This is a genomic window from Sorangium sp. So ce834 (genome assembly GCF_051521425.1).
Classification (GTDB): domain Bacteria; phylum Myxococcota_A; class Polyangia; order Polyangiales; family Polyangiaceae; genus Sorangium; species Sorangium cellulosum_D.
In genome coordinates this window covers 3771403-3794241 of the sequence record NZ_CP150351.1, presented here as the reverse complement: position 1 = coordinate 3794241, position 22839 = coordinate 3771403, and the positions used below count along the sequence as shown (strand labels likewise).

Sequence of the window (22839 nt, the reverse complement as noted above, 5' to 3'; positions counted from 1 at the left end):
CGGGCGGGCTTCGCAGAGGGCGAGAGAGCGCGGGAGCTTTTCGATGAGCGGTGTTTTGCTGGGTGAACTGGATCGCTGCGCGACCCTGGTTGATCTCCTTCGGCTGCGCGCCGAGGCCCAGGGCGATGCCCTGGTCTTCCGGTTCCTGACGACGGGAGACGTGGACGGCGGCTCCGAGGAGTGGACGTACCGCGATCTCCACGTCCGCGCGATGGGCATCGCGGCGTCGCTCCAGGCGGCCGGGGGCGCCGGGGAGCGCGCGCTGCTCCTCTATGCGCCGGGGCTCGATTTCATCGCGGCGTTCATGGGCTGCGTCTACGCCGGCGTCATCGCCGTCCCCACGTACCCGCCGAACCCCGCGCAGATGGATCGCACCCTGCCGCGGCTCCGCGCCATCGCCCGCGACGCGGGCGCGAGGTTCGTCCTCTCGACCGCGATGATCGCCTCCATGGCGGAGGCCCTCGGGCAGCAGGCGCCGGAGCTCGGAGCGCTCCGCTGGATCGCCACCGACGCGCTCGAGCCCGGCGCGGCCTCGGCGTGGCGGCCGCCGGCGATCTCTGGGGAGACGCTCGCGTTCCTCCAGTACACGTCCGGCTCCACCGGGCACCCCAAGGGCGTGATGGTGAGCCACGCGAACGTGATGGCCAACGAGCGCGCCATCCTCGCCGGCTTCGAGCACGACGCGGGCTCGTCGGGCGTCGGGTGGCTGCCGCTCTTCCACGACATGGGGCTGATCGGCAAGGTGCTGCAGCCGATCTTCGTCGGCTTCCCGTGCACGCTGATGTCGCCGCTCGCGTTCCTGGAGCGGCCGATGCGGTGGCTCAAGGCGATCTCGCGCTTCCGCGCCACGACGAGCGGCGGGCCGAACTTCGCCTACGACCTCTGCGCGCGCAAGGCGACGCCCGAGGATCTGGCGGCGCTCGACCTCCGCTCCTGGACGGTGGCGTTCAACGGCGCGGAGCCGGTCCGCGCCGAGACCCTGGACCGGTTCGCGGCCACGTTCGCTCCCTGCGGCTTCCGCCGGGAGGCGTTCTACCCGTGCTACGGGCTCGCCGAGGCGACGCTGTTCGTCTCGGGGGGCCTGCGCGCCGCGCCGCCCGCGTGCGTGAGCGTCGACGCCGGCGCGCTCGCGCGCGGGGTCTCGCTCGAGGTGGACCCGGCGTCGGCGGGCGCGGGCGCGCGGCGGCTCGTGTCGTCGGGGGCGCCCCGGGCGCGCGTGGCCGTCGTGTCGCCGGAGGGCGGCGAGCGCCTCGCGGACGGGCAGATCGGCGAGATCTGGGTCGCCGGCCCGAGCGTCGCCGGCGGGTACTGGGGCCGCGCCGAGGAGACGGCGCGCACGTTCGGCGCGCGCCTGCCGGGCGACGGCGCGACGCCGTACCTGCGCACCGGGGATCTCGGCTTCCTCTCGGGCGGAGAGCTGTTCGTCACCGGGCGCATCAAGGACCTCATCGTCATCCGCGGGCGGAACCTGTACCCCGACGACATCGAGCGCACGGTGGAGGCCGCGCACCCGCGCGTTCGCCCCGGCTGCTGCGCGGCGTTCTCGATCGAGGTCGGCGGCGAAGAGCGGCTCGGGATCGCGGCCGAGATCGACGCGCGGGGCGGGGGCGAGCCGCCGCCGGACGCGGTGGAGGCGGTGCGGTCCGCGGTCGCCAGGGAGCACGACGTGCAGCCGCACGCGGTGCTGCTGCTCCGGCCGCGCACGATCCCGAAGACGTCGAGCGGCAAGATCCAGCGGCACGCGTGCGCCCAGGGGTTCCGCGACGGGACGCTCGAGGCGCTCGTCGCGTCGCTGTCCCCGGCGGCGCCGGCCGGCGCGGCGGCGGCGCCGGCGCGGCCGGCGGCCGATCCGGCGCGGATGCTGCGGCTCGCGCTGCGCGCGGTGCCCGCCGCGGGGAGGGCGGCCCTGCTCGTCGAGGCGGCGCGCGAGGAGCTCGCCCGGCTCGCGCGGGTGGACGCCGGGAGCATCGCCCCGACCTCGAAGCTCATGGCGCTCGGGCTCGACTCGCTGGCGAGCATCGAGCTGCAGGCGCGCTTCGAGGAGCTGCTCGGCGTCCCGGTGCCGGCGCAGCTGCTGTGGCAGGCGGCCACGGTCGAGGATCTCGCGGCGGCGCTCGCGGGGGCGCTCGAGGCGCCGGCGCGGGCGGAGGCGCCCGCCGCGCCGCCCGCGGCGGCGGCGGGGGAGCCGGTCGAGCTCTCGTCCCACCAGCTCCGCCTCTGGTTCTTCTGCAAGTTCGCGCCGGAGAGCCCGCTCTATCACGTGGTGTTCGGCGCGCGGATCGTCGGCGCGCTCGACGAGGCGAAGCTCGAGGAGAGCCTCGCGGCCGTGGTCCGCCGGCACCCGGCGCTGCGCACGGTGTTCCGCGAGATCGCCGGGGAGCCGCGGCAGATCGTGCTCCCGGAGGCGGCGGTGCCCCTCGCCCGCGCGCGCGTCGAGGCGGCGGGGGCCGAGGAGCGCGAGGAGCGCCTGCGCGCGCTGGCCGCCGAGTGGGGGCAGCGGCCGTTCGCGCTCGACGAGGGGCCGCTGCTCCGGGTGTGCCTGGTCTCGCTCGGCGAGCGCCACCACGTCCTCCTCTTCGCGCAGCACCACCTCGTGACCGACGGCCGATCGATCGAGGTGCTCGTGCGCGACCTCGCGGCGGCCTACGCCGCGAGCGCGGCCGGCCGCGCCGGAGCGGCGCTGGGGCCGGCCCCCGGGTACGACGGCTATGCGCGCGCGCAGCGGGCCGCGCTCGCGCGCATGGACGCGGAGCGGGCGTACTGGAAGGCGCAGCTCGAGGGGCTGCCGCGGCTCGACCTCGGCGCCGAGCGGCGGCGCCCGGCGGCGTCGCCCTTCGCCGGCGGGACGGTGCGGTTCTCGCTGCCCGCGCCGCACGTCGAGGCGGCGCTCGCCGCCGCGCGGGCGGAGAACGCGACGCTCTTCGTCGCCCTCGCTGCCCTGTACGCGGCGCTGCTCCACCGCACGACCGGGCAGGAGGACCTCGGGATCGGCGTCGTCATCGCCAACCGCAGCCGCCCGGAGCACCAGGAGATCGTCGGCTTCTTCGCGAACACGGTCGTCCTGCGCGTCGATCTCTCCGGCAGGCCGACGTACCGCGAGCTCGTCCGCCGCGTGCGCCGGACCATGGCCGAGGCGATGGAGCACGCCGAGCTGCCGTTCGACGAGGTCGCGCGCGCCGCCGGCGCCGGGCGCCCGGGCGAGCGGGACGCGCTGGTCCAGGCGAGCTTCGTGCTGGAGAGCGTCTCGGAGCCGCCCGCGGGCGCCGAGGGGGCGCTGTGGCGGCCCGTGCTCTGGTCCCCGGACGGGGCCGTGGAGGGCACCGCGAAGTTCGACCTGGGGCTCAGCGTGGCCCGCTTCGATAGCGAGCGCGGCGAGCTCGCGGCCGCGCTCGAGTACCGCGAGGACCGCTTCGCGCGCGACGAGGTCGAGCGCATGGCCGGCCACCTGGCGGTGCTCCTCCGCTCCGCCGCCGAGGATCCGGACCGGCCGGTCGACGAGCTCGCGCTGCTCCCGCCGGACGAGGAGCGCACCCTGATCGCGGGCTGCAACGACACGGCGGCGCCCGTCCCGGAAGGCGTCTGCTTCCACGACCTCTTCCGGCAGCAGGCCGCCCGGACGCCCGACCGGATCGCCGCCGCCTGCGGCGACCTCCGGCTCTCCTACGCGGAGCTCGACCGCCTCTCCGATCAGGTCGCGCGCGCGCTCACGGCGCGCGGCGTCGGCCCGGATCGCCTGGTCGCCCTGCTGACGCGGCGCGACCTCGATTTCATGGTGCTCGCGCTCGGGGCCTTCAAGGCGGCGGGCGCGTACGTGCCGCTCGACCCGGCGCACCCGGTGCGGCGCAACGCCGACATCCTCACGCGCGCGGGCGGCCCTCCCCTCCTCGTGGGCGACGCGATCCCGGGCGCGCTGCGCGACGAGATCGTCGCCGCGTGCGCCGCCGCGCCGGAGGCGCTCTCGGCGGGCGAGCTGCTCGCCGAAGGCGCGGCCGCGCCCGGCGCCGCGCCCGCCCGCGCGCGGCCGGAGCACCTCGCCTACGTCATCTTCACGTCGGGATCGACCGGCGCGCCCAAGGGGGCGATGGTCGAGCACCGGGGGATGCTGAACCACCTCTTCGCGAAGGTGCGCTCCCTCGGGCTCGGGCCGTCGGACGTCGTCGCGCAGACCGCGCCGGTCAGCTTCGACATCTCGGTGTGGCAGCTGCTCTGCGCCCTGCTCGCGGGCGGGACGTGCCGGCTCGTGCCGGACGAGATCGCGACCGACCCGGCGCGGCTCCTCGAGGCGGTGGGCGACCTCGGCATCACCGTCCTGGAGATCGTGCCGTCGCTCCTGCGCGGGGCGCTCGACGAGCTGGAGTCGCGCCCGAGCTTCCGGCCGCGCCTCGACGGCCTGCGGTGGCTCGTCCTCACCGGCGAGGCGCTCCCGCCCGATCTCGCGCGGCGGTGGCTCGCGCTCTACCCGTGGATCCCGCTGATGAACGCCTACGGCCCGACCGAGTGCTCGGACGACGTCGCCCAGCACGTCCTCGTCGAGCCCCCGCCCGAGGACGCGGCGTACGTGCCGATCGGCCGCCCGATCCAGAACACGCAGCTCTACGTGCTCGATCGGCGGCGGCGGCCCGTGCCGCTCGGCGTCGCCGGCGAGCTGTACGTCGGCGGCGACGGCGTCGGCCGGGGCTACCTCCACGACCCCGAGCGCACCGCGGCGGCGTTCCTGCCGGATCCGTTCGCGCCCGGCGCGGGCGCGCGCCTGTACCGGACCGGCGACCTGGTGCGGCGCCTGCCGGGCGGCGATCTCGTGTTCCTCGGGCGGATCGACCACCAGATCAAGCTCCGCGGCTTCCGCATCGAGCTCGGCGAGATCGAGGCGGCGATCGCGCGGTGCGCGGGGGTCCGCGATGTCGTCGTTGTCGCCCGCGAGGACGCGCCGGGCGATCCGCGGCTCGTCGCGTACGTGGTCCCGGAGGCCCCGTCCTTCGACCCCGGCGCCCTCAAGGAGCAGCTCTCGTCGCGGCTGCCGGCGTACATGATCCCGGCGGCGATCGTCCCGCTCGACGCGCTCCCGCTGAGCGCGAACGGCAAGGTCGACCGCAAGGCGCTGCCCGCGCCGGCGTGGGGCGCCGCGGGGGAGCTCGCGGCGCGGACGGCGCCGCGCACCGGCCTCGAGCAGGCGATCGCCGAGGTGTGGCGCGCCGTCCTCGGGGTCGAGCGCGTCGGCGCGCACGACGACTTCTTCGCGATCGGCGGGCACTCGCTCTCGGCCACCCGCGCGGCGGCCCGCCTGCGCGACGTGCTCGGCGTCGACGTCGCCGTCCGGTCGATCTTCGAGGCGCCGACCGTCGCCCGGCTCGCCGCGCACGTCGAGCGGCAGGCCCGGGGGGGCGCGCGCCCTGCGCCCCGGCCGCTCTCGCCGGCGCCGCGCGAGGGCGAGGCGCCGCTCTCGTTCGCGCAGCAGCGGCTCTGGTTCCTCGATCAGCTCGAGCCGGCGAGCGCCACGTACAACATGCCCGCGGCGCTCCGCCTGCGCGGCGCGCTCGACCCGCAGGCGCTCGAGCGCGCGATCGCGGAGGTGGTCCGGCGGCACGAGGTCCTGCGCGCCGCGCTGCACGCCGTCGACGGCCGCCCGGTCCAGCGCTTCCACGGCGCGCCGGAGGCGTGGCCCCTCCCCCTCGTCGACCTCTCGGGGCTCCCCGCGCCAGAGCGGGAGGCGTCCGCGCGGCGCCGCGCGTCGGAGGAGGCCGCGAGGCCGTTCGATCTCTCGCAGGGGCCGCTCCTGCGCGCGGCGCTCTTCCGGCTCGCGCCCGACGACCACGTGCTGCTCGTCACGCTCCACCACATCGCCTCGGACGGGTGGTCGCTCGGCGTGCTCGCGGACGAGCTCACCGCGGCCTACGAGGCGTTCGCGCGCAAGGAGGAGCCGCGGCTCCGCCCGCTGCCGATCCAGTACGCCGACTACGCCGCCTGGCAGCGGCAGGAGCTCACCCAGGACGTGCTGGAGGCCGAGCGGGAGGTCTGGCGCCGCCGGCTCGACGGCGCGCCGCCGCTGGAGCTGCCCACCGACCGCCCCCGCCCCGCCGCGCGCTCGTCCCGCGGGCGCACGCACAGGTTCGAGCTGCCGCGCGACCTCACCGCCGCGCTCCGGCGCCGGAGCCAGGAGCTCGGGGCCACGCTGTTCATGACGCTCCTCGCCGCCTTCGAGGCGCTGCTCCACCGCTACAGCGGCCAGGAGGACTTCTGCGTCGGCACGCCGGTGGCGGGCCGCGGGCGGACCGAGCTCGAGCCGCTCATCGGGCTGTTCGTCAACACGCTCGTCCTGCGCGCGCGGCTCGACGGCGACCCGAGCTTCGAGGAGCTCGTCGGCCGCGTGAAGGCGGACGCGCTCGAGGCGTACGCCCACCAGGATCTCCCCTTCGAGATCGTCGTCGACGCGCTCGCCGTCGAGCGGGATCTCAGCCGGAACCCGCTGTTCCAGGTGATGTTCGCGCTGCAGAACGTCCCCCCGCCCGCGCTCTCGCTGCCGGGCGTCGAGGTGTCGCCGGTCGAGCTCGACGTCGAGCAGGCGCGGTTCGACCTGACGCTCTTCCTCACCGAGTCCGGCGACGTCATCGAGGGCGCCCTCGAGTTCGATCTCGACCTGTTCGACCCCGCGACCGTCGCGCGGCTCGCGGGGCACTACGAGACGATCCTGCGCGCCGCCGCCGAGGCGCCGTCGGCGCGCGTTGGCGAGCTCCCGCTCCTCACGCCGGCCGAGCGGAACGAGGTGCTCGTCTCGTGGAACGCCACGAGCGCGCCGCCGCCGCCCGCCGCGTGCCTGCACGAGCTCTTCGACGCGCAGGCCGCGCGGTCGCCCGACGCCGTGGCCGTGGTGTCCGACGACGGCGAGCTCACGTACGGCGAGCTCCGCCGCCGCGCCGACGCGCTCGCGCGGCGGCTGCGCGCGCTCGGCGTGCGGCCCGAGGTCCGCGTGGGCCTGTGCGTGCGGCGGACGCTCGACATGGTCGTGGCCCTCTGGGCCATCTTCAAGGCCGGCGGCGTCCACGTGCCGCTCGACCCGGGTTACCCGCGCCAGCGGCTCGCGGTCATCCTGGAGGACGCGGCGGCGCACCTGCTCGTGACCGAGCGCGCGCTCTCGGGGCTCGTGCCGGCGGGGTCGTCCGAGGTCCTGCTGCTCGACAAGATCGCCGCCGGCGCAGGGGACGAGGCCGGCGCCCTGATCGACGCCGGGCGGCCGGAGCAGGCGGCGTACCTCATCTACACCTCCGGCTCGACCGGCCGGCCCAAGGCCGTCGTGATCGAGCACCGCCAGGCCGTCGCGCTCGCGTGGTGGGCGCGGCGGGCGTTCTCGGACGAGGAGCTCGCCGGCGTGCTCGCGTCCACGTCCACGTGCTTCGACCTCTCGGTCTTCGAGCTCATCGTGCCGCTCTGCTGGGGCGGCAAGGTCGTCCTCGCCGACAGCGCGCTCGAGCTGCCCGCGCTCCAGCACGGCCGCGAGGTCACGCTCCTCAACACGGTGCCGTCCGCGGCGGCGGCGCTCCTCGCGGCCTCCGGCATCCCCGCGTCCGTGCGGACCGTGTGCCTCGCCGGCGAGCCGCTCCGCGCCTCGCTCGCGCGCGACGTGCTCGCGCTGCCGCACGTCGAGCGGCTCCTCAACCTCTACGGACCCAGCGAGACCACCACGTACTCGACCGGCGCGACCGTGACCGCCGAGGCGCGCCCGACGATCGGCCGGCCGATCGACCACACCCAGGTCTACGTGCTCGACGCTCGGAGGCAGCCGGTGCCCGTCGGCGTCGCCGGGGAGATCTACATCGCCGGCGCCGGCGTCGCGCGCGGCTACCTCGGGCGCGACGAGCTCACGGCCGAGCGGTTCGTCCCGTGCCCGCTCGACGAGGCCCGCGGCGCGCGCATGTACCGCACCGGCGACCGCGCGCGCTGGCTCGCGAGCGGCGAGCTCGAGTACCTCGGCCGTCTGGATCACCAGGTGAAGATCCGCGGCTTCCGCATCGAGCCGGCGGAGACCGAGGCTGCGCTCGCCGCGCACCCGGACGTCCGCGAGGCGCTCGTGCTCGCGCGGGACGACGGCCCCTCCGGCCGCTGGCTCGTCGCCTACGTCCTCGCCCGGCGGCCGATCGACGCGGAGGCGCTGCGGGCGTTCGTCGCCGAGCGGCTCCCGGAGCCGTTCGTCCCGTCCGCCTTCGTCGAGCTCGACGCCTGGCCGCTCAACGCCAACGGCAAGGTCGACCGCAAGGCGCTCCCGGCGCCCAGCCGGCCCGGCCCCGCGGCCCCGGCGCAGCGCGCGCCGGCGACGCCGACCGAGCAGGCCCTCGCCGGCGTGTGGAGCGAGGTCCTCGGCAGAGACGGCATCGGGACGACCGACGACTTCTTCGCGCTCGGCGGCCACTCGCTCCTCGCCGTCCAGGTCGTCGCGCGCGCGCGGCGCCTGTTCGGCGTCGACCTCCCGCTGCGCGCCGCCTTCGACGCGCCGACGATCGCCGCCCTCGCCGAGCGCGTCGATCGGGCGAAGCAGGACGGGCGCCGCGCCGCGCCCCGGCCGCTCTGCCCGGCGCACCGGGGCGCGGACGCGCCGCTCTCCCACGCCCAGCAGCGCCTCTGGTTCGTCGAGGAGCTCCAGCCGGGCACCGCGGTCTACAACATGCCGATCGGGGTCCTGCTCCGCGGCCCGCTCGATCGCGCCGCGCTCGAGCGGAGCCTCGAGCAGCTCGTCGCGCGCCACGAGGTGCTGCGCACCCGGTTCGAGGTGCGCGGCGGCCAGCCGCTCCAGGTCGTGCTCCCCGAGGCGCGGATCGAGCTGCAGCACGTCGACCTGTCCCGCGTCCCCCGGCAGGATCGCGATCGGGCCGCGCGGCGCGCGGCGGAGGAGGAGGCGCGCCGGCCGTTCGATCTCGCCTCGGGCCCGCCGATCCGCGCGGCGCTGATCCGCCTCGCCGACGAGGAGCACGTCCTCCTCGTCACCGCGCACCACATCGCCTGCGACGGCGGCTCGATCCCCGTCCTGTTCCGCGACCTGTCCGCCTTCTACGAGGCGGCGCGCGCGGGCCGCGCGCCGGATCTGCCGCCGCTCCCCATGCAGTACGCCGACGTGGCGATCTGGCAGCGCGCCCAGGCCGACGCGTGGCGCGGCCAGCTCGAGTACTGGAAGCGCGCGCTGGCCGACCTCGAGCCGCTGGAGCTGCCCACCGACCGGCCGCGCGGCGGCGCCCTCTCCCACCGCGGCGACACCGTCCCCGTGCGCCTGCCCGCGCCGCTCGTCGAGGCGCTCCGCGCGCTCGGCCGGCGCGAGGGGGCGACCATGTTCATGCTGCTCCTCGCCGGCTACGTCGCCCTCCTGCACCGGTACACGGGCCGCGCCGGCGTGGCCGTCGGCTCGCCGACCGGCGGCCGCACGCAGGTCGAGATGGAGCCGCTCATCGGCTTCTTCGTGAACATGCTCGTCCTGCGCGTGCGCGTCGACGACGACCCCACCTTCGCCGAGCTCGTGCGGCGGGTCCGGCAGGTGACGCTCGAGGCCCAGGAGCACCAGGACGTCCCGTTCGAGCAGGTGGTGGACGCCCTGCAGGTGAAGCGCGACCTCGGCCGCACGCCGCTCTTCCAGGCCGCCTTCGCGTTCCAGGGCGCGCCGGAGCGGCCGCGGGCGCTCGGAGGGCTCGAGGCCTCGCCGTTCGAGGTCGACACAGCGACCGCGAAGTTCGACCTCCTGCTCGCGCTGGAGGAGGGCGAAAACGACATCTCCGGCGGGATCGAGTTCAGCGCCGAGCTGTTCGATAGGTCCACGATCGAGCGCTGGCGAGGCCACCTCGAGACCCTGCTCGCGGCGAGCGCCGCGCAGCCCGAGCTGCGCGTCGGCGACCTGCCGCTGCTCGGGCGCGAGGAGCGCGATCTCGTCGCGCGAACGTTCAGCGACGGCGGCGCGGCGCAGCCCGCCCCTCAGGCCGCGTGCGCGCACCGCCTGTTCGAGGCGCAGGCCAGCGCGGCCCCCGAGCGGACGGCGCTCCTCTTCGAGGGCGCGCCGGTGAGCTACGGCGAGCTGAACCGCCGGGCCAACCAGCTCGCGCACCACCTCCGCGCCCGCGGCGTCCGGCGCGGCGCGCTGGTCGGCGTGTGCATGCCGCGCTCGCCCAACATGATCGTGGCGCTCCTCGCGGTGCTGAAGGCCGGCGGCGCGTACGTGCCGCTCGACCCGACCTACCCGCGCGACCGGCTCGCCCTCATGATCGAGGACGCGCGCCCCGCGCTGCTCATCGCCCAGCCGGAGCTCCTCGAGGCGCTTCCCGCGGCGCTCCCGCCGGTCGTGCGGCTCGGCGAGGGCGAGCCCGCCTTCCCGCACGAGCGGGCCGACGATCCCGACGCCGGCGCGCTCCCCGAGGACCTCGCCTACGTCATCTACACCTCAGGCTCGACGGGGCGCCCCAAGGGCGTGCTCATCGAGCACCGCTCGCTCTCCGCCTTCGCCGAGGCGCAGCGCAAGCAGCTCGGCGTCGAGCCGGGGACGCGCGTCCTCCAGTTCACCCGGCTCAGCTTCGACGTCTCCGTGATGGAGATCTTCGTCCCGCTCTCCGCCGGCGGCGTCGTCTGCCTCGCGCGCGCCGAGGCGCTCATGCCCGGGCCCGGGCTCATCGATCTCCTGCGGCAGGAGCGCATCCAGATCGCGATGCTGACGCCCTCGGCGCTCATGGCGGTCGGCTTCGACACGCTCCCCGACCTGCGCGTCCTGTGCGTGGCGGGCGAGGTGTGCCCGGTGGAGCTGCCGCGGCGCTGGGCGCGGGGCCGGCGGTTCCTCAACGGCTACGGCCCCACCGAGGCCACGGTGCTCGCGACGTCGGCCGAGTACACCGCCGACGTCGCGCGGCCCACGATCGGCCGCCCGCTGCCGAACACGCAGGTCTACGTGCTCGACGGCCGCGGCCAGCCGGCGCCCGTCGGCATCCCCGGCGAGCTCCACATCGGCGGCGTCGGCCTCGCGCGCGGCTACCTGAACCGCGACGACCTGACCGCCGCCCGCTTCGTGCGCGCGGCGTTCCCCGAGGCCGGGGGCGCGCGGCTCTACCGCACGGGCGACCTCGTGCGGTGGCTGCCGAACGGCGAGATCGACTTCCTCGGCCGGCTCGACGAGCAGGTCAAGATCCGCGGCTTCCGGATCGAGCTCGGCGAGATCGAGGCCGTGCTCGCGTCCCACCCGGACGTGGCCGAGGCGGCGGTGGTCACCCGGGAGCACGCGCCCGGCGACGTGCGGCTCGCGGGCTTCTTCATCCCGCGCGGCGGGCGCGCCGACGCCAACGCGCTGCGCCGGTACCTCGCCGCTCGGCTGCCCGACTACATGGTCCCGCCGGCGCTCGTGCCGGTAGAGCGGTGGCCGCAGACGCCGAGCGGCAAGATCGATCGCCGGGCGCTCGCCGCGTCCGCGCCCGCGGCGCTCGCGGCGCTCGCCGAGGGCGCGCACGTCCCGCCGCGGACCCGGATCGAGCTCGAGCTCTGCGCGCTGTTCGAGGAGCTCCTCGGCGCGCCCGGCGTCGGCGTGACCGACGACTTCTTCTCGCTCGGCGGGCACTCGCTGCTCGCCGTGCGGCTCATGACCGAGATCCGCGGCCGCTTCGGCCGCGATCTGCCGCTCACCAGCCTGTTCCGCGCGCCCACGGTCGAGGGCCTCGCGGCGCTCCTGCGCGACGGGGGCGGCGCGCCGCGGGGCCGCGCCTCGGTCGTGGTCCCGCTCCACACGCGGGGCGCGCGCCCGCCGCTCTTCTTCGTGCACCCCGTGGGCGGCAACGTCCTCTGCTACGCCGACCTCGCGGCCGCGCTCGGGGACGATCGCCCCTTCTACGGCATCCAGTCGTACGGGCTGGAGACCCCCCCGCGGCCGCTCGGCAGCGTCGGCGAGATGGCCGAGGCGTACTGCGAGGAGCTCCGCCGCGTCCAGCCCGAGGGGCCGTACCTCCTCGGCGGCTGGTCGATGGGCGGCGTCGTGGCCTTCGAGATGGCCCGCGTCCTCGAGCGCGGCGGGCGCCGCGTGGCCGCCGTCGTCCTCCTCGACGCGTACCTGCCGCCGTTCGACGAGCCCGGCGACGAGCTCCCGCCGATCGCTCAATTCGCCGCGGATCTCGCGGGGATCTCGGGCGCGTCGGCCGCCGCGGCGCTCGCCGAGCTGGGCGACGGCGCGCCCCACGCCGCGTGGCTGCTCGATCGCGCGCAGGAGCTCGGCGCCCTGCCCCGCGGCACCACGCTCGCCGAGCTCGAGGCGCTGCTCGACGTCTTCCAGCGGAACGCGGCGCTGCTCGCGCGCTACGCCCCCGGCGGGGTGTCGGCCCGGGTGGAGCTCTTCCGCGCCGAGGCCTCGCCGCGCCGCGACCCGCGCCCCGCCTGGTCCAGGTGGGCCCCCGGCCTGAGGGGCCACGTCGCGGCCGGCGACCACTACACACTGCTTCGCAAGCCGCACGTCGGCGCGCTCGCAGAGCGCCTCCGGGCGGCCCTGCTCGAGGCCGACGCCGGCGCGACCAGCGAGGGCGCCGCCCGGCCGCCGGGGTGATCGCCGCTCGCGCCGCCGCGCTTCACCGCCCTGCCGCGCCCGTCGCCGGCAAGGGCCTTTGACCGACTCGTCTCGAATCCATCAACCGAATCGAAGAGGACCATCATGCCCAACATCGCCGTGCTCACCAACGACCTTCAGTACGAGTTCATCGACAAGATGCCTGGAGGTCGCGAGCTCCTCTCCCGGGTGGCGCCGCAATTCAACATGTTCCTCGGCGCCATCCGCGCCCTGGGGCACGTCGTCGTCCACCTCCAGCTCATCAACGATCCGAACGATCCGCAGATCCAGCGGCGCTTCCGCGGCAAGGAGATCCCCGCGATCAAGGGGACGCCGAACGCCGAGCTGATCAAGGACTTCGTCCATCCGTCCGATCTCGTGATGGTCAAGGGCCGCGACAGCGGCTTCTACGAGACGCCCCTCGACGACAAGCTGAAGGAGCTCGGCGTCAAGACGGTGCTCGTCACGGGCATCCAGACTCAGATCTGCGTGCAGACCACGGCGGCGGACGCGTTCTTCCGCGGGTACAAGGTGTGGGTCCCCGAAGACTGCGTGTTCTCGCTCAAGGAGGAGGACAAGAAGCGCTCCCTCGAGTGGATGGCGTCGTACTGCGCCGCGATCGCGCCCGGCGCGGAGATCATCAAGCGCCTGCGCCAGAGCGACGACCTGCCGAGCCGGGAAGAGCTGCTCGGCTGACGGCGCGCGACGGGGCCGAGGGGCGGGCGGCCTCGTCTCTTTTACGCACGTTTACGCACCCCCCACCGCACACCTGCGGAATCAACGCTGGAGCCTCACATGACGAAAGAACACGCCAGAGAGAACGAAGAGGTCGTCCTCGACCACGGGACCGGCGCCCGCCTGAGCCGGGAGCTCGTCGAGCGGATCGCCGCGACGCTCGGCGACACGTACATCGGCGCGATGGAGGACAGCGCGATCCTCGACGTGCCCGCGGGCCGGATCGCCATGACCACGGACTCGTTCGTGGTCACGCCGCTGTTCTTCGGCAACGGCGATATCGGCAAGGTCGCCGTCTGCGGCACGGTCAACGATCTCGCGGTCAGCGGCGCCAGGCCGCTCTACCTGACCCTGGGCCTCATCATCGAGACCGGCTTCCCGATCGCCTCGCTGATCCGCGCCCTCGAGTCGGCGCGCGACGCGGCGAGGGAGGCCGGCGTGAAGATCGTCGCCGGCGACACGAAGGTCGTCGGCAAGGGCGAGGCCGACCGGCTCTTCATGAACACGACCGGCGTCGGCGTCTTCGAGCGCCCGCCGCTCGTGAGCCGCGCCGTGCGGCCCGGCAACAAGATCATCGTGAGCGGGCAGCTCGGCAACCACTCGATCCACCTGCTCTCGGTGCGCGAGGGGCTCGGCTTCGAGAAGCGGGTGCAGAGCGACTGCGCGCCGCTGAACGGGCTCATCGACGCCGTCCTCCGGGGCGTGCCCCAGGGCGCCGTCACGGCGATCCGCGACGTGACCCGCGGCGGCCTGTGCGCCGTCCTGCACGAGTTCGCCCGCGCCTCGGGCGCCGAGCTCTCGTTCGCGCGCGCGGCGCTGCCCGTGCTGCCGGAGGCCGTCATGGCCGCGGACATGCTCGGCATCAACCTCATCCACCTCGCCAACGAGGGGTGCCTCTGCCTCTTCGTGGAGGCGGACAAGGCGGGCGACGTGCTCGGGATCCTCCGCGCGCACCCGTACGGCCGCAACGCGGCGGTCATCGGAGAGGTCAAGAGCGCCCCGGCGCCGGCCGTCTCCATGACCGAGCCCGATGGGACCCAAACCCTGCTCGAGGAGCTCTATGGAGCCGAACTCCCGCGACTCTGCTGAGCCGCAGCCGGCGCTCGTGACCCGCCGTTTCCGGGTCTCGGGCATCGTCCAGGGCGTCGGCTTCCGGCCGTTCGTGCACCGGCTCGCGCGCGCCGTCGGCGCGCGCGGCTGGGTCCTCAACGACTCTCAGGGCGTGCAGCTCGAGCTGCAGGCCCAAGACGCGGAGATCCAGTCGTTCCTGCGCGCCCTCGTCGAGTCGCCGCCGCCGCTCGCGCGGATCACGGCCGTCCGCGAGGAGGCGCTGACCGAGCCCGCCCCGCGGTACGACGACTTCCAGATCCGCGGCAGCGTCGATCTGCGCTACACGGACACGCTCATCCCGCCCGACTCGGACGTCTGCGCCGACTGCCTGCGGGAGCTGCGCGACCCCGCGGACCGCCGGTATCGCTACCCGTTCATCAACTGCACCCATTGCGGGCCGCGCTACTCGATCATCTGCGACATGCCGTACGACCGGTCGCAGACCACGATGCGCAGCTTCCCGATGTGCCCCGCCTGCGCCCGGGAGTACGAGGACATCGAGGATCGGCGCTACCACGCCCAGCCGAACGCGTGCCCCGCGTGCGGCCCCCGGCTCACGCTCACCGATCGGCTCGGCGCCCCGATCGCCGCCGAGGATCCGGTCCGCTTCACGATCGCCCGGCTGCGCGAGGGCGCGCTCTTCGCGGTCAAGAGCCTCGGCGGGTTCCACCTCGTCGCGGACGCCCGCAACGAGGCGGCGGTGCGGGAGCTGCGCCGGCGCAAGCGCCGCGACGCCAAGCCGTTCGCGATCATGGTGGCCGACGCCGAGGCGGCGAGCCGCTATGTCGTGCTCAGCCCGCCCGAGCGGGCGCTGCTCGAGAGCCGGCAGCGCCCTATCGTGCTCCTGCGCCGGCGGCCCGGCTCCCTCCCCGACGCGGTCGCCCCCAGGAACCCGAGCTTCGGCGTCATGCTCCCCTCGACGCCGCTGCACTACCTCCTGCTCGAGGATCCGGCGCTCGACGTCCTCGTCATGACGAGCGGCAACCTGTCCGGGCACCCGATCGCGTTCGACAACGACACGGCGCTCGCGCAGCTGCGCGACATCGCGGACTACTTCGTCCTGCACGACCGCGACATCCGCACCCGCGTCGACGACTCGGTCGTCCGGCTCACCGAGGCGGAGGGCCTCGACGGCCCGCTGCTCTCCTTCATCCGGCGCTCGCGCGGCTACGCCCCGTACCCGATCCACCTGTCCCAGGGCGTCGGCGCCGTCGTCGCCCTCGGCGGCGAGCTCAAGACCACGGTCGCCGTCGGCAAGGACAACCAGGTCTTCATCAGCCAGCATATCGGCGATCTGAAGAACGACTCGACGTTCGGCGCCCACGTCGACTGCTCGTCGCACGTCCAGCGGCTCCTGTCCGTGCAGGCGGACACGGTCGCCTGCGACATGCACCCGGCGTTCCGCTCCACCCGGGCGGCGAAGGACCGGAGCGGCATGCAGGTCGCGTCGGTGCAGCACCACCACGCCCACATGGCGGCGTGCATGGCGGAGAACGGGCTGAACGAGCGGGTGATCGGCGTCATCTTCGACGGCTCGGGCTACGGCCTCGACAACACGATCTGGGGCGGCGAGTTCCTGGTCGGCGACTACCGCGATTTCGTGCGCGCCGGGCACCTCCGGCCGATGTACCTCCTCGGCGGCGACAAGGCGGTCAAGGAGCCCATCCGCGTCGCCATCTCGCTGCTCGTCGAGACGTTCGGGGACGCGCTCGGCGGGCTCCGCGTCCCCGCGCTCGCGGACATCGCCGAGGAGCGCCGCGACGTCTTCGTGAAGATGGCGCAGCGGCGGCTGAACGCGACGGCGACGACGAGCATGGGCCGGCTGTTCGACGGCGTCTCGTCGCTGCTCCGCGTCTGCCACGAGGTCGAGTACGAGGCGCAGGCCGCCATCGAGCTGGAGGCGCTGCTCGAGCGGGACTTCGGGACCGCGCCACCGCTCGAGTACGGGATCGAGGAGCGGGACGGCCGGCTCGTGGTCGACTACCGGCCGCTCGTACGGGATCTTTTGCGCGCGATCGAGGAGCCGGGCGCCACGCCCGCGCACCTCAGCCGCCGGTTCCACTCGACGGTTGTGGATGTGATCGCTAACGTGTGCTTGCGCCTGGCCGAGCGGTACGACGTGCGCCGCGTGGTCATGAGCGGCGGGGTCTTCATGAACGAGTTCGTCGTGATCAACGCGCTCCGCCGCCTTTCGCGGGAGGGGCTCGCGCCGCACTGCCACCGGCTGGTCCCGCCGAACGACGGCGGCATCTCGCTCGGGCAGATCCTCGTCGCGGCCGCCCGCGCGCGCGACGCCGCGCCGGTGCGGGGAGAGCGCCCCGCCACCCCCGATCGTCCATGAAGCTCGTCTCCTTCATCGCCGGCTACTCCCGGCGGATCCTCGTCCTCGCGGTCATCGCGGGGGTGCTCTGCGGCGCCTGCAACACGGCGCTGCTCGTGCTGATCAACCGGGCGCTCCAGGGCGAGCGCGGCGCGGTGATGTGGGGCTTCGCCGCCGTGTGCCTCTTGCTCCCGTTCGCCCGGTACCACTCGGAGATCCTGCTCACGCGCCTCAGCCAGGGGGCGCTCTTCGACCTCCGGGTGAAGATCTGCCGCAAGATCCTCGGCGCCCCGCTCCGCCAGCTCGAGGAGATCGGCCCGCCGCGGGTGCTCACGGTGCTCACGGACGACGTCCCGGTGATCACCGCGGCGCTGCAGCACATCCCGATCATCTGCATCAACCTGGTCGTCGTCGTCGGCGGCCTCCTCTACATGGGGTGGCTGTCGCCGATGATGCTGGCCTCGGTGATCGCGCTCATCGTCCTCGGCGTCGTCGGGTACCAGCTCCCGATGAGCCGGGCGACGCGCCACTTCCGCCGCGCGCGCGAGGCGACCGACGAGCTGATGAAGACGTTCCGCGCGCTCACGCGCGGCGTGAAGGAGCTGAAGCTCCACGCGCGGCGCCGCGAGGCGTTCCTCGCGACGTCGCTCGACGAGGAGGCGGGGGCGGTCCATGCGAGCAACCTGCGCGGCATGGTCGCGCTCACCGCCGCGAACGGGTGGGGCCAGGGGATGGTGTTCGCCATCGTCGGCGTGACGCTCTTCGTCCTGCCGCTCTTCCAGGTGGCGAGCGCGGAGACGCTCGTCGGATATGCGATCATCCTCCTCTACCTGATGACGCCGATGCAGGTCCTCATCGGCTCGCTCCCGGCGCTGAGCCGCGCGGGCATCGCCGTGCAGAAGGTCGAGGATCTCGGCGCGGGCCTCGCGGTCGACGCGGGCGAGGCCGAGGCGCCGGCCCCGCTCCCCGAGAAGTGGAAGCGGCTGGAGCTCGCCGGGGTCACCCACGCCTACCGGTCCGAGGGCAAGGACGACACCTTCACGCTCGGCCCCATCCACCTCACCGTGCGGCGCGGCGAGCTGATCTTCCTCGTCGGCGGCAACGGCAGCGGCAAGACGACCCTGGCGAAGCTGATCACCGGCCTGTACACGCCCGAGGCGGGCGAGATCCGGGTCGACGGCGAGGCGATCACGGACGAGAACCGGCAGGCCTACCGGCAGCTCTTCTCGGTGGTGTTCTTCGATTTCTACCTGTTCGAGCGCCTGATCGGGCTCGACTCTCCGGAGCTCACCCGGCGCGCGCGGGGGTATCTCTCTCGCCTGCAGCTCGATCACAAGGTGTCTGTCGAGGGGGGCGCGCTCTCGACGACATCGCTGTCGCAGGGGCAGAGAAAGCGCCTCGCGCTGCTCACGGCGTACCTGGAGGACCGGCCGGTCTACCTGTTCGACGAGTGGGCGGCGGACCAGGATCCGGTGTTCAAGGACGTCTTTTACCGCCAGATCCTCGCGGAGCTCCGGTCGAGCGGCAAGACGATCATCGTCATCAGCCACGATGAGAAGTATTTCGGGCTGGCGGATCGCGTGATCAAGATGGACTTCGGCCAGCTCGTGGGCGAGGCGCCGGCGGCGCGTTCGGACGAGACGCGCGCCAGCGCATGAGATAAAACCCGCCGCGTTCGTCGCGGGGCGGCGAGCCGACGGGAGGTGTCATGGAACCGCTGGTCCTGTATCTTGGTACGAAGACGTACTCGACATGGTCGCTCCGCGCCTGGCTCGCGCTGAAGCACACGGGCGCCCCCTTCTCGGAGGAGGTCATCGCGCTTTACCAGCCGGGCTCGCGCGAGGCGCTCCTCCGGCGCTCGCCGTCGGGGCGCGTCCCGGCGCTGCGGCACGGCGATCTCGTCCTCTGGGACTCCCTCGCGATCTGCGAGTACGTCGCCGAGCTCTTCCCCGAGGCGCGGCTCTGGCCGGCCGATCGCGCGGCGCGCGCGCTGGCCCGGTCGGTGTCGAGCGAGATGCACTCCGGGTTCGTGGCGCTGCGCAGCGCCATGTCGATGGACCTGCGCCGGGAGATCGCCCCGATCGCGCACGACGCGGCGGCGGACGCCGACATCAGCCGCGTCACGTCGATCTGGAACGAGTGCCGGGGGGCGCACCGCGACAAGGGAGAATATCTATTCGGGCATTTCACGATCGCCGACGCCATGTTCGCGCCGGTGGTCACGCGGTTCCGCACGTACGCGGTCCCGCTCACGGGCGCCGCGGCGGAGTACGCCGAGACGATGTGGCGGCACCCGGGGCTCGCGGAGTGGGTGGCCGCGGCGCAGGCGGAGTCGCTGACGGGGTAGCGTCTCGCCGGCCGACGAGTGGACAGCGCTACTTGCGCAGCTCTTCGATGGCCGCGGCGAGCTCCGCGGGGGGCAGATCGTCGGCGGCGCGCCAGGGCGGCATGCGCAGCGGCGAGGTCGCGGGCTCCTGCAAACGAAGGATGGCCGCGTCCTTCGTCTCCCGCGACATGCCGTCCAGGTTCTTCACGTTGAAGTTGGCACGGCTCAGCGCCGGGTTCACGCGACCATCGTGGCAGCGCGAGCAGAGCTGCGTGAGCACGGCGCGCCCGCTCGCCCCCGGCGGCGGCACCAGGCCCAGCTTCACCTTCGCGTCTGCGGAGAAGAGGTCGCGCGCGTCGAGCAGGGATTGTCGCGGGGCCGCGCCCGTCACAACGTCGAGGTAAGACCGGGTCCGCTCCGCGCGGAGCGCGGGATCCGTCACGTCCACGAGCGGGTAAGGCACCGAGATCGAATCGCCCGCCAGCGACACGGCGAACTGCTTCTCCCAGGTCGGGCTCGACGCGCCGCCCTTGATCTCGGCCTCGATGCGCGGGTCGAACGCGTTCGGCTGCGCCGACTGCCCCTCGGCGACGAGCAACGCCTCGAGGTGCGCGCCGCTGCCCTCGTCGATGGCATTCTGGATGGTCGCGATGGGGATGCCACCGTACTGCGCGTCGTGCGCGTGGGCTTCCACGAACTGCGCCGTGAGCACCCGATCGGACTCCGTGCGCTGCACGAAGCGCTGCGGGAACCAGTGCATCCAGGGGAACTCCAGCTCCTGCATGCGCAAGATCTTCTTCGTGCCGTGGCCGTCGGGCTGGTGGCACGAGCGACAGTCGAACGACGTATTCTCGACGTCCTCCTCGCTGTAAACGCTGAACGCGGTCCAGCCGTGCTCTACCTCTTCGGTGAGCAGGCTCGCGAGATCGCAGCCGCCGTCGTAGTCACACTGCCGCTCGAACGTGAACAGGTAGAAGTTGTAGTCGCCGGTCGAAACATCGCGGCTCGCGATCTCGACGAAGGGCTCGCCGCGGACGAAGCCGATCGCGGTCATTTCAGCAGGCTTCTCGCGCATCTCGGACACGCGCGGAAAGATGATGATGCGCGGATTGACGGCCGAGACGGCCCTCTTCACGAGCGAGGTGGAGTTGCCGGTGAGCGCGAAGGCGCGATGTTCGTCGAGCTTCGCGACCCTGAGCAAGCTGGCGAAGTCGGTGATGTTCGGCCGCGGCGTGGCGCACACCGCCCGGAAGAAGCTGTCGCCGCGCGGCGTGGCGCAGAACGCGCGGTACTGCGCCTCGCGCGTGGGCAGCATCCACAGCTCCGGGTCGGGGGCGCTCACGGGCGGCAGCGTGTCCCAGTCGATCGTCGCCTGGTCCGTGGCGAGCTCCTCGCCGATGTCGCCGACGACGCACGCGGTCAGCAGCAGCGAAGCCAGGCACAGGCTCGGAAGGTACTTCATGACGGCCTCCTGCGGCGGGCGCCGAACGTCATCAAACCAGCCGCGAGCGCGAAGGCCAGGAGCGGCGCGCGGCCATCGGAAGGCCCGCCCGTCGCGCTGCAGCCCAGGCCCAAGAAGCCACCGGCCTCGCTCGGCGCCGGCGGGTCCTCGCTCGGCTCCGCGTCGACGGTGCCGTCCAGCTGCAGCACGTAGGCGATGAGCTGCCCGAGCTCGGCTTCGCTGAGCCCGCTGATGAAGGCGTGGCGATCCTCGGGGTTGGCCGTGACGAGGACGTCGCGCAGCGTCGGCGCGGAGCCGTCGTGCAAGTACGGCGCCGACTCCCACACGCCGTTCAGCGTCGGCGTGTCGATGCCGAGCAGCGGCTCACCCGCGCGCATCCCGGAAGACGGCTTCACGGTGCCCACGTCGTGCAGCTTGCCGCGCGCGCTGTCGGTCCCGTCGGGCCCCGTGTGGCAGAAGTCGCAGCCCAGGCGCTTGAAGATGGCGCGACCCGCGACGCCGTCCTCGGTGAGCGAGCCGTCGGGGTTGCGAAAGGGGCTCGGGCGGTACGTGTCGAGCGAGCCGAGGAACGCCGCCAGCGCGTCGAGCTCGGGGCTCAGGCCGGCCTTCTTGTCCCCGCGCGGCGTACCGACGGTCCCCACGGCGAGCTGCTCGGCGGTCAGGAAGCCCTTCCCGCCGAACAGGTGGCGGATGTTGTCGTCCGAGTCCTGGATCTCGTCGAAGCTGCCGCTCCAGTTCACGTTGCCGTGGCCCGAGCCGCGCCGCCCCAGCAGCGAGACGGTGTTGCGAAGCCCCTCCCCCGCGCTGCCGAAGTCCCAGACCCGCCCGTCCTCCGCGCCGTCGAAGTGACACGACGCGCAGCTGATGTAGCCCTGATCGCTCATGCGGATGTCGGCCGAGTTGAAGAACAGCTGCTTGCCGCGCAAGACCTGCGGGTCGAGCTTCTCCGCGGCGACGGTCGGGATCTCGGCCAGCTTCTTGGTGATGAGGTCGTGCGAGCTGACGATATCGGCGACGTCGTAGACCGTCACCGTGCGGCTGAGCGACGCGTGTACGAACAGCTTGTCGGTCTCGGTCAGCGCCAGGCCCCGCGGAGCGAAGCCCGTCTCTTTCAGCGCGGTCACGAACTCGCCCGTGTAGGCGTCGCGGACCTCCACCAGGGCCGAGCCGGCGACGCTGACGAACGCATAGTCGCCGAGCGGCGTGAACACGACCTGGTTGGGCAGATTGCGATCGTCCAGATCGATGCGCCGCGCCACGTCCTCGACGCCCTCCGCGAGGTTCAGGAGCGCCACGAGCGGCCGCACCGTGTTGTCGTCGGTGAGATCGAGCTGATCGCGAAAAGGACCACGAAAGATGTTGTCCTTCTTGCCCGGCACCCACGCGAACGCGCCGTCGGGCGAGAGCCCCACCGAGAACAGGTAGTTCGGCAGGCCGCGCCCTTGTTGATCCGTGTCCTCCGTCGTGGTGTCCGCCGCGAGCGCGAAGCGCGCGCTCACCTGGAAGGTCGCCGCGTCGATGCGCGCCACCTCGCCGTGGCTGTCCTCGGAGATGAAGCGCGTGACGTAGATCTGCGAGCCGTCGTGCGACACCGAGACGCCCCGCGGCGTGCCGCCGAGCCAGAGCTCGGCCACGACGGCGCCGCTCGCCACGTCCAGCTTCAGCACCTTGCCGACCGCCATCAGCGTCACGTACGCGGCGTCCCCGATTGGGCTCATCGCGAGGCCCATCGGCTGCGACGCGTACGGCAGCGTGATCTCGCGCTCCACCGAGAGCGACGCGGTGTCGATGATGGAGACCGCGTGCGCGTCCCGGTGCAGCACCCACAGCTTGCCTTGCGCGGTGAGCGCGAGCCCGACCGGGCCGCGCGCCACCGGCACCTCCGCGAGCTTGGTCAGCGCGCTCGCGTCGAGCACGCTCACGCTGTCGTTCTCGTAATTGGCCGTGTAGACCTTCGCGCTCGGCGGGTCGTAGACGAGGTCGGTCGAGCCCGCCGCGCTGCCCGCGACCAGCGGCCGGTGCGCCGTGTGCACGAACGAGACGCTGGTGAACCCGACATCGTCTTTGACCGTCGCCAGCACCGGATAATGGCCGGGAGCGGCGTAGGTGTGCACCTGCTGCACGTCGTCGACCGTGAACTCGGTGCGCGTCTCATCTCCCATGTCCCAGCGCACCTGCACTGGGCCGACCGCGTCGCCGATCGTCAGATCGAAGGTGACGGCCTCGCCGGCGAGCGAGGGCGCGCGCTCGGCGACGCTGGCCGTGATGGCCAGCGCCTCGGCCGGCCAGGCCGCGACCGAGCAGATGCCTCCGAGCAGGCCGAGGAGCTTCGGGAGCGAGCGCATGAC

Annotated in this window: 8 protein-coding genes; 6 read left to right on the top strand and 2 right to left on the bottom strand. The window is 73.7% G+C overall.

The genetic code is table 11. The features are described 5' to 3' along the window. Positions 1-55: 55 nt before the first annotated feature. The 6 genes from WMF20_RS13855 to WMF20_RS13830 all read left to right on the top strand — a co-directional run bounded on the left by WMF20_RS13855 (position 56) and on the right by WMF20_RS13830 (position 19050). Entirely contained in the window at positions 56-12538 is a 12483-nt protein-coding gene (locus tag WMF20_RS13855) for an amino acid adenylation domain-containing protein (RefSeq protein ID WP_437613917.1), read from the top strand. 105 nt (positions 12539-12643) lie between these two features. Beyond that, positions 12644-13234 (top strand): cysteine hydrolase family protein, encoded by a 591-nt coding sequence (locus WMF20_RS13850; RefSeq protein ID WP_020734848.1) that lies wholly within the window; start codon positions 12644-12646, stop codon positions 13232-13234. A 99-nt stretch (positions 13235-13333) separates the two neighbouring features. Continuing rightward, positions 13334-14362, top strand: coding sequence for a hydrogenase expression/formation protein HypE (hypE, locus tag WMF20_RS13845; RefSeq protein ID WP_437613915.1), 1029 nt, complete (start codon positions 13334-13336; stop codon positions 14360-14362). Continuing rightward, positions 14334-16724: a carbamoyltransferase HypF gene (hypF, locus tag WMF20_RS13840; RefSeq protein ID WP_437613913.1), complete on the top strand. Its 2391-nt coding sequence runs from the start codon at positions 14334-14336 to the stop codon at positions 16722-16724. The genes hypE and hypF overlap by 29 nt, the downstream gene beginning before the upstream one ends. After that, the gene (locus WMF20_RS13835; protein WP_437613911.1) at positions 16721-18361 is read left to right on the top strand and encodes a cyclic peptide export ABC transporter; all 1641 of its coding nucleotides are present in this window, start codon (positions 16721-16723) and stop codon (positions 18359-18361) included. Before hypF ends, WMF20_RS13835 begins: the two co-directional genes overlap by 4 nt. A 50-nt stretch (positions 18362-18411) precedes the next feature. Beyond that, complete coding sequence (locus WMF20_RS13830; protein WP_129574797.1) at positions 18412-19050, top strand: glutathione S-transferase family protein; 639 nt, start codon at positions 18412-18414, stop codon at positions 19048-19050. A gap of 28 nt (positions 19051-19078) precedes the next feature. Here WMF20_RS13830 and WMF20_RS13825 read toward each other — a convergent pair whose 3' ends face one another. Both WMF20_RS13825 and WMF20_RS13820 read right to left on the bottom strand, forming a co-directional pair. Beyond that, positions 19079-20491, bottom strand: a complete 1413-nt coding sequence (locus tag WMF20_RS13825) for a c-type cytochrome (protein ID WP_437613909.1) — start codon at positions 20489-20491, stop codon at positions 19079-19081. Further along, entirely contained in the window at positions 20488-22836 is a 2349-nt protein-coding gene (locus WMF20_RS13820; RefSeq protein ID WP_437613907.1) for a PKD domain-containing protein, read from the bottom strand. The genes WMF20_RS13825 and WMF20_RS13820 overlap by 4 nt, the downstream gene beginning before the upstream one ends. Positions 22837-22839: the final 3 nt, after the last annotated feature.

Bases quoted from the DNA above. Each gene is read 5' to 3' on its own strand.
- WMF20_RS13825 (WP_437613909.1), bottom strand. From the start codon at position 20,491: ATGAAGTACCTTCCGAGCCTGTGCCTGGCTTCGCTGCTGCTGACCGCG.
- WMF20_RS13820 (WP_437613907.1), bottom strand. From the start codon at position 22,836: ATGCGCTCGCTCCCGAAGCTCCTCGGCCTGCTCGGAGGCATCTGCTCG.
- hypF (WP_437613913.1), top strand. From the start codon at position 14,334: ATGGAGCCGAACTCCCGCGACTCTGCTGAGCCGCAGCCGGCGCTCGTG.
- WMF20_RS13835 (WP_437613911.1), top strand. From the start codon at position 16,721: ATGAAGCTCGTCTCCTTCATCGCCGGCTACTCCCGGCGGATCCTCGTC.
- WMF20_RS13830 (WP_129574797.1), top strand. From the start codon at position 18,412: ATGGAACCGCTGGTCCTGTATCTTGGTACGAAGACGTACTCGACATGG.
- hypE (WP_437613915.1), top strand. From the start codon at position 13,334: ATGACGAAAGAACACGCCAGAGAGAACGAAGAGGTCGTCCTCGACCAC.
- WMF20_RS13850 (WP_020734848.1), top strand. From the start codon at position 12,644: ATGCCCAACATCGCCGTGCTCACCAACGACCTTCAGTACGAGTTCATC.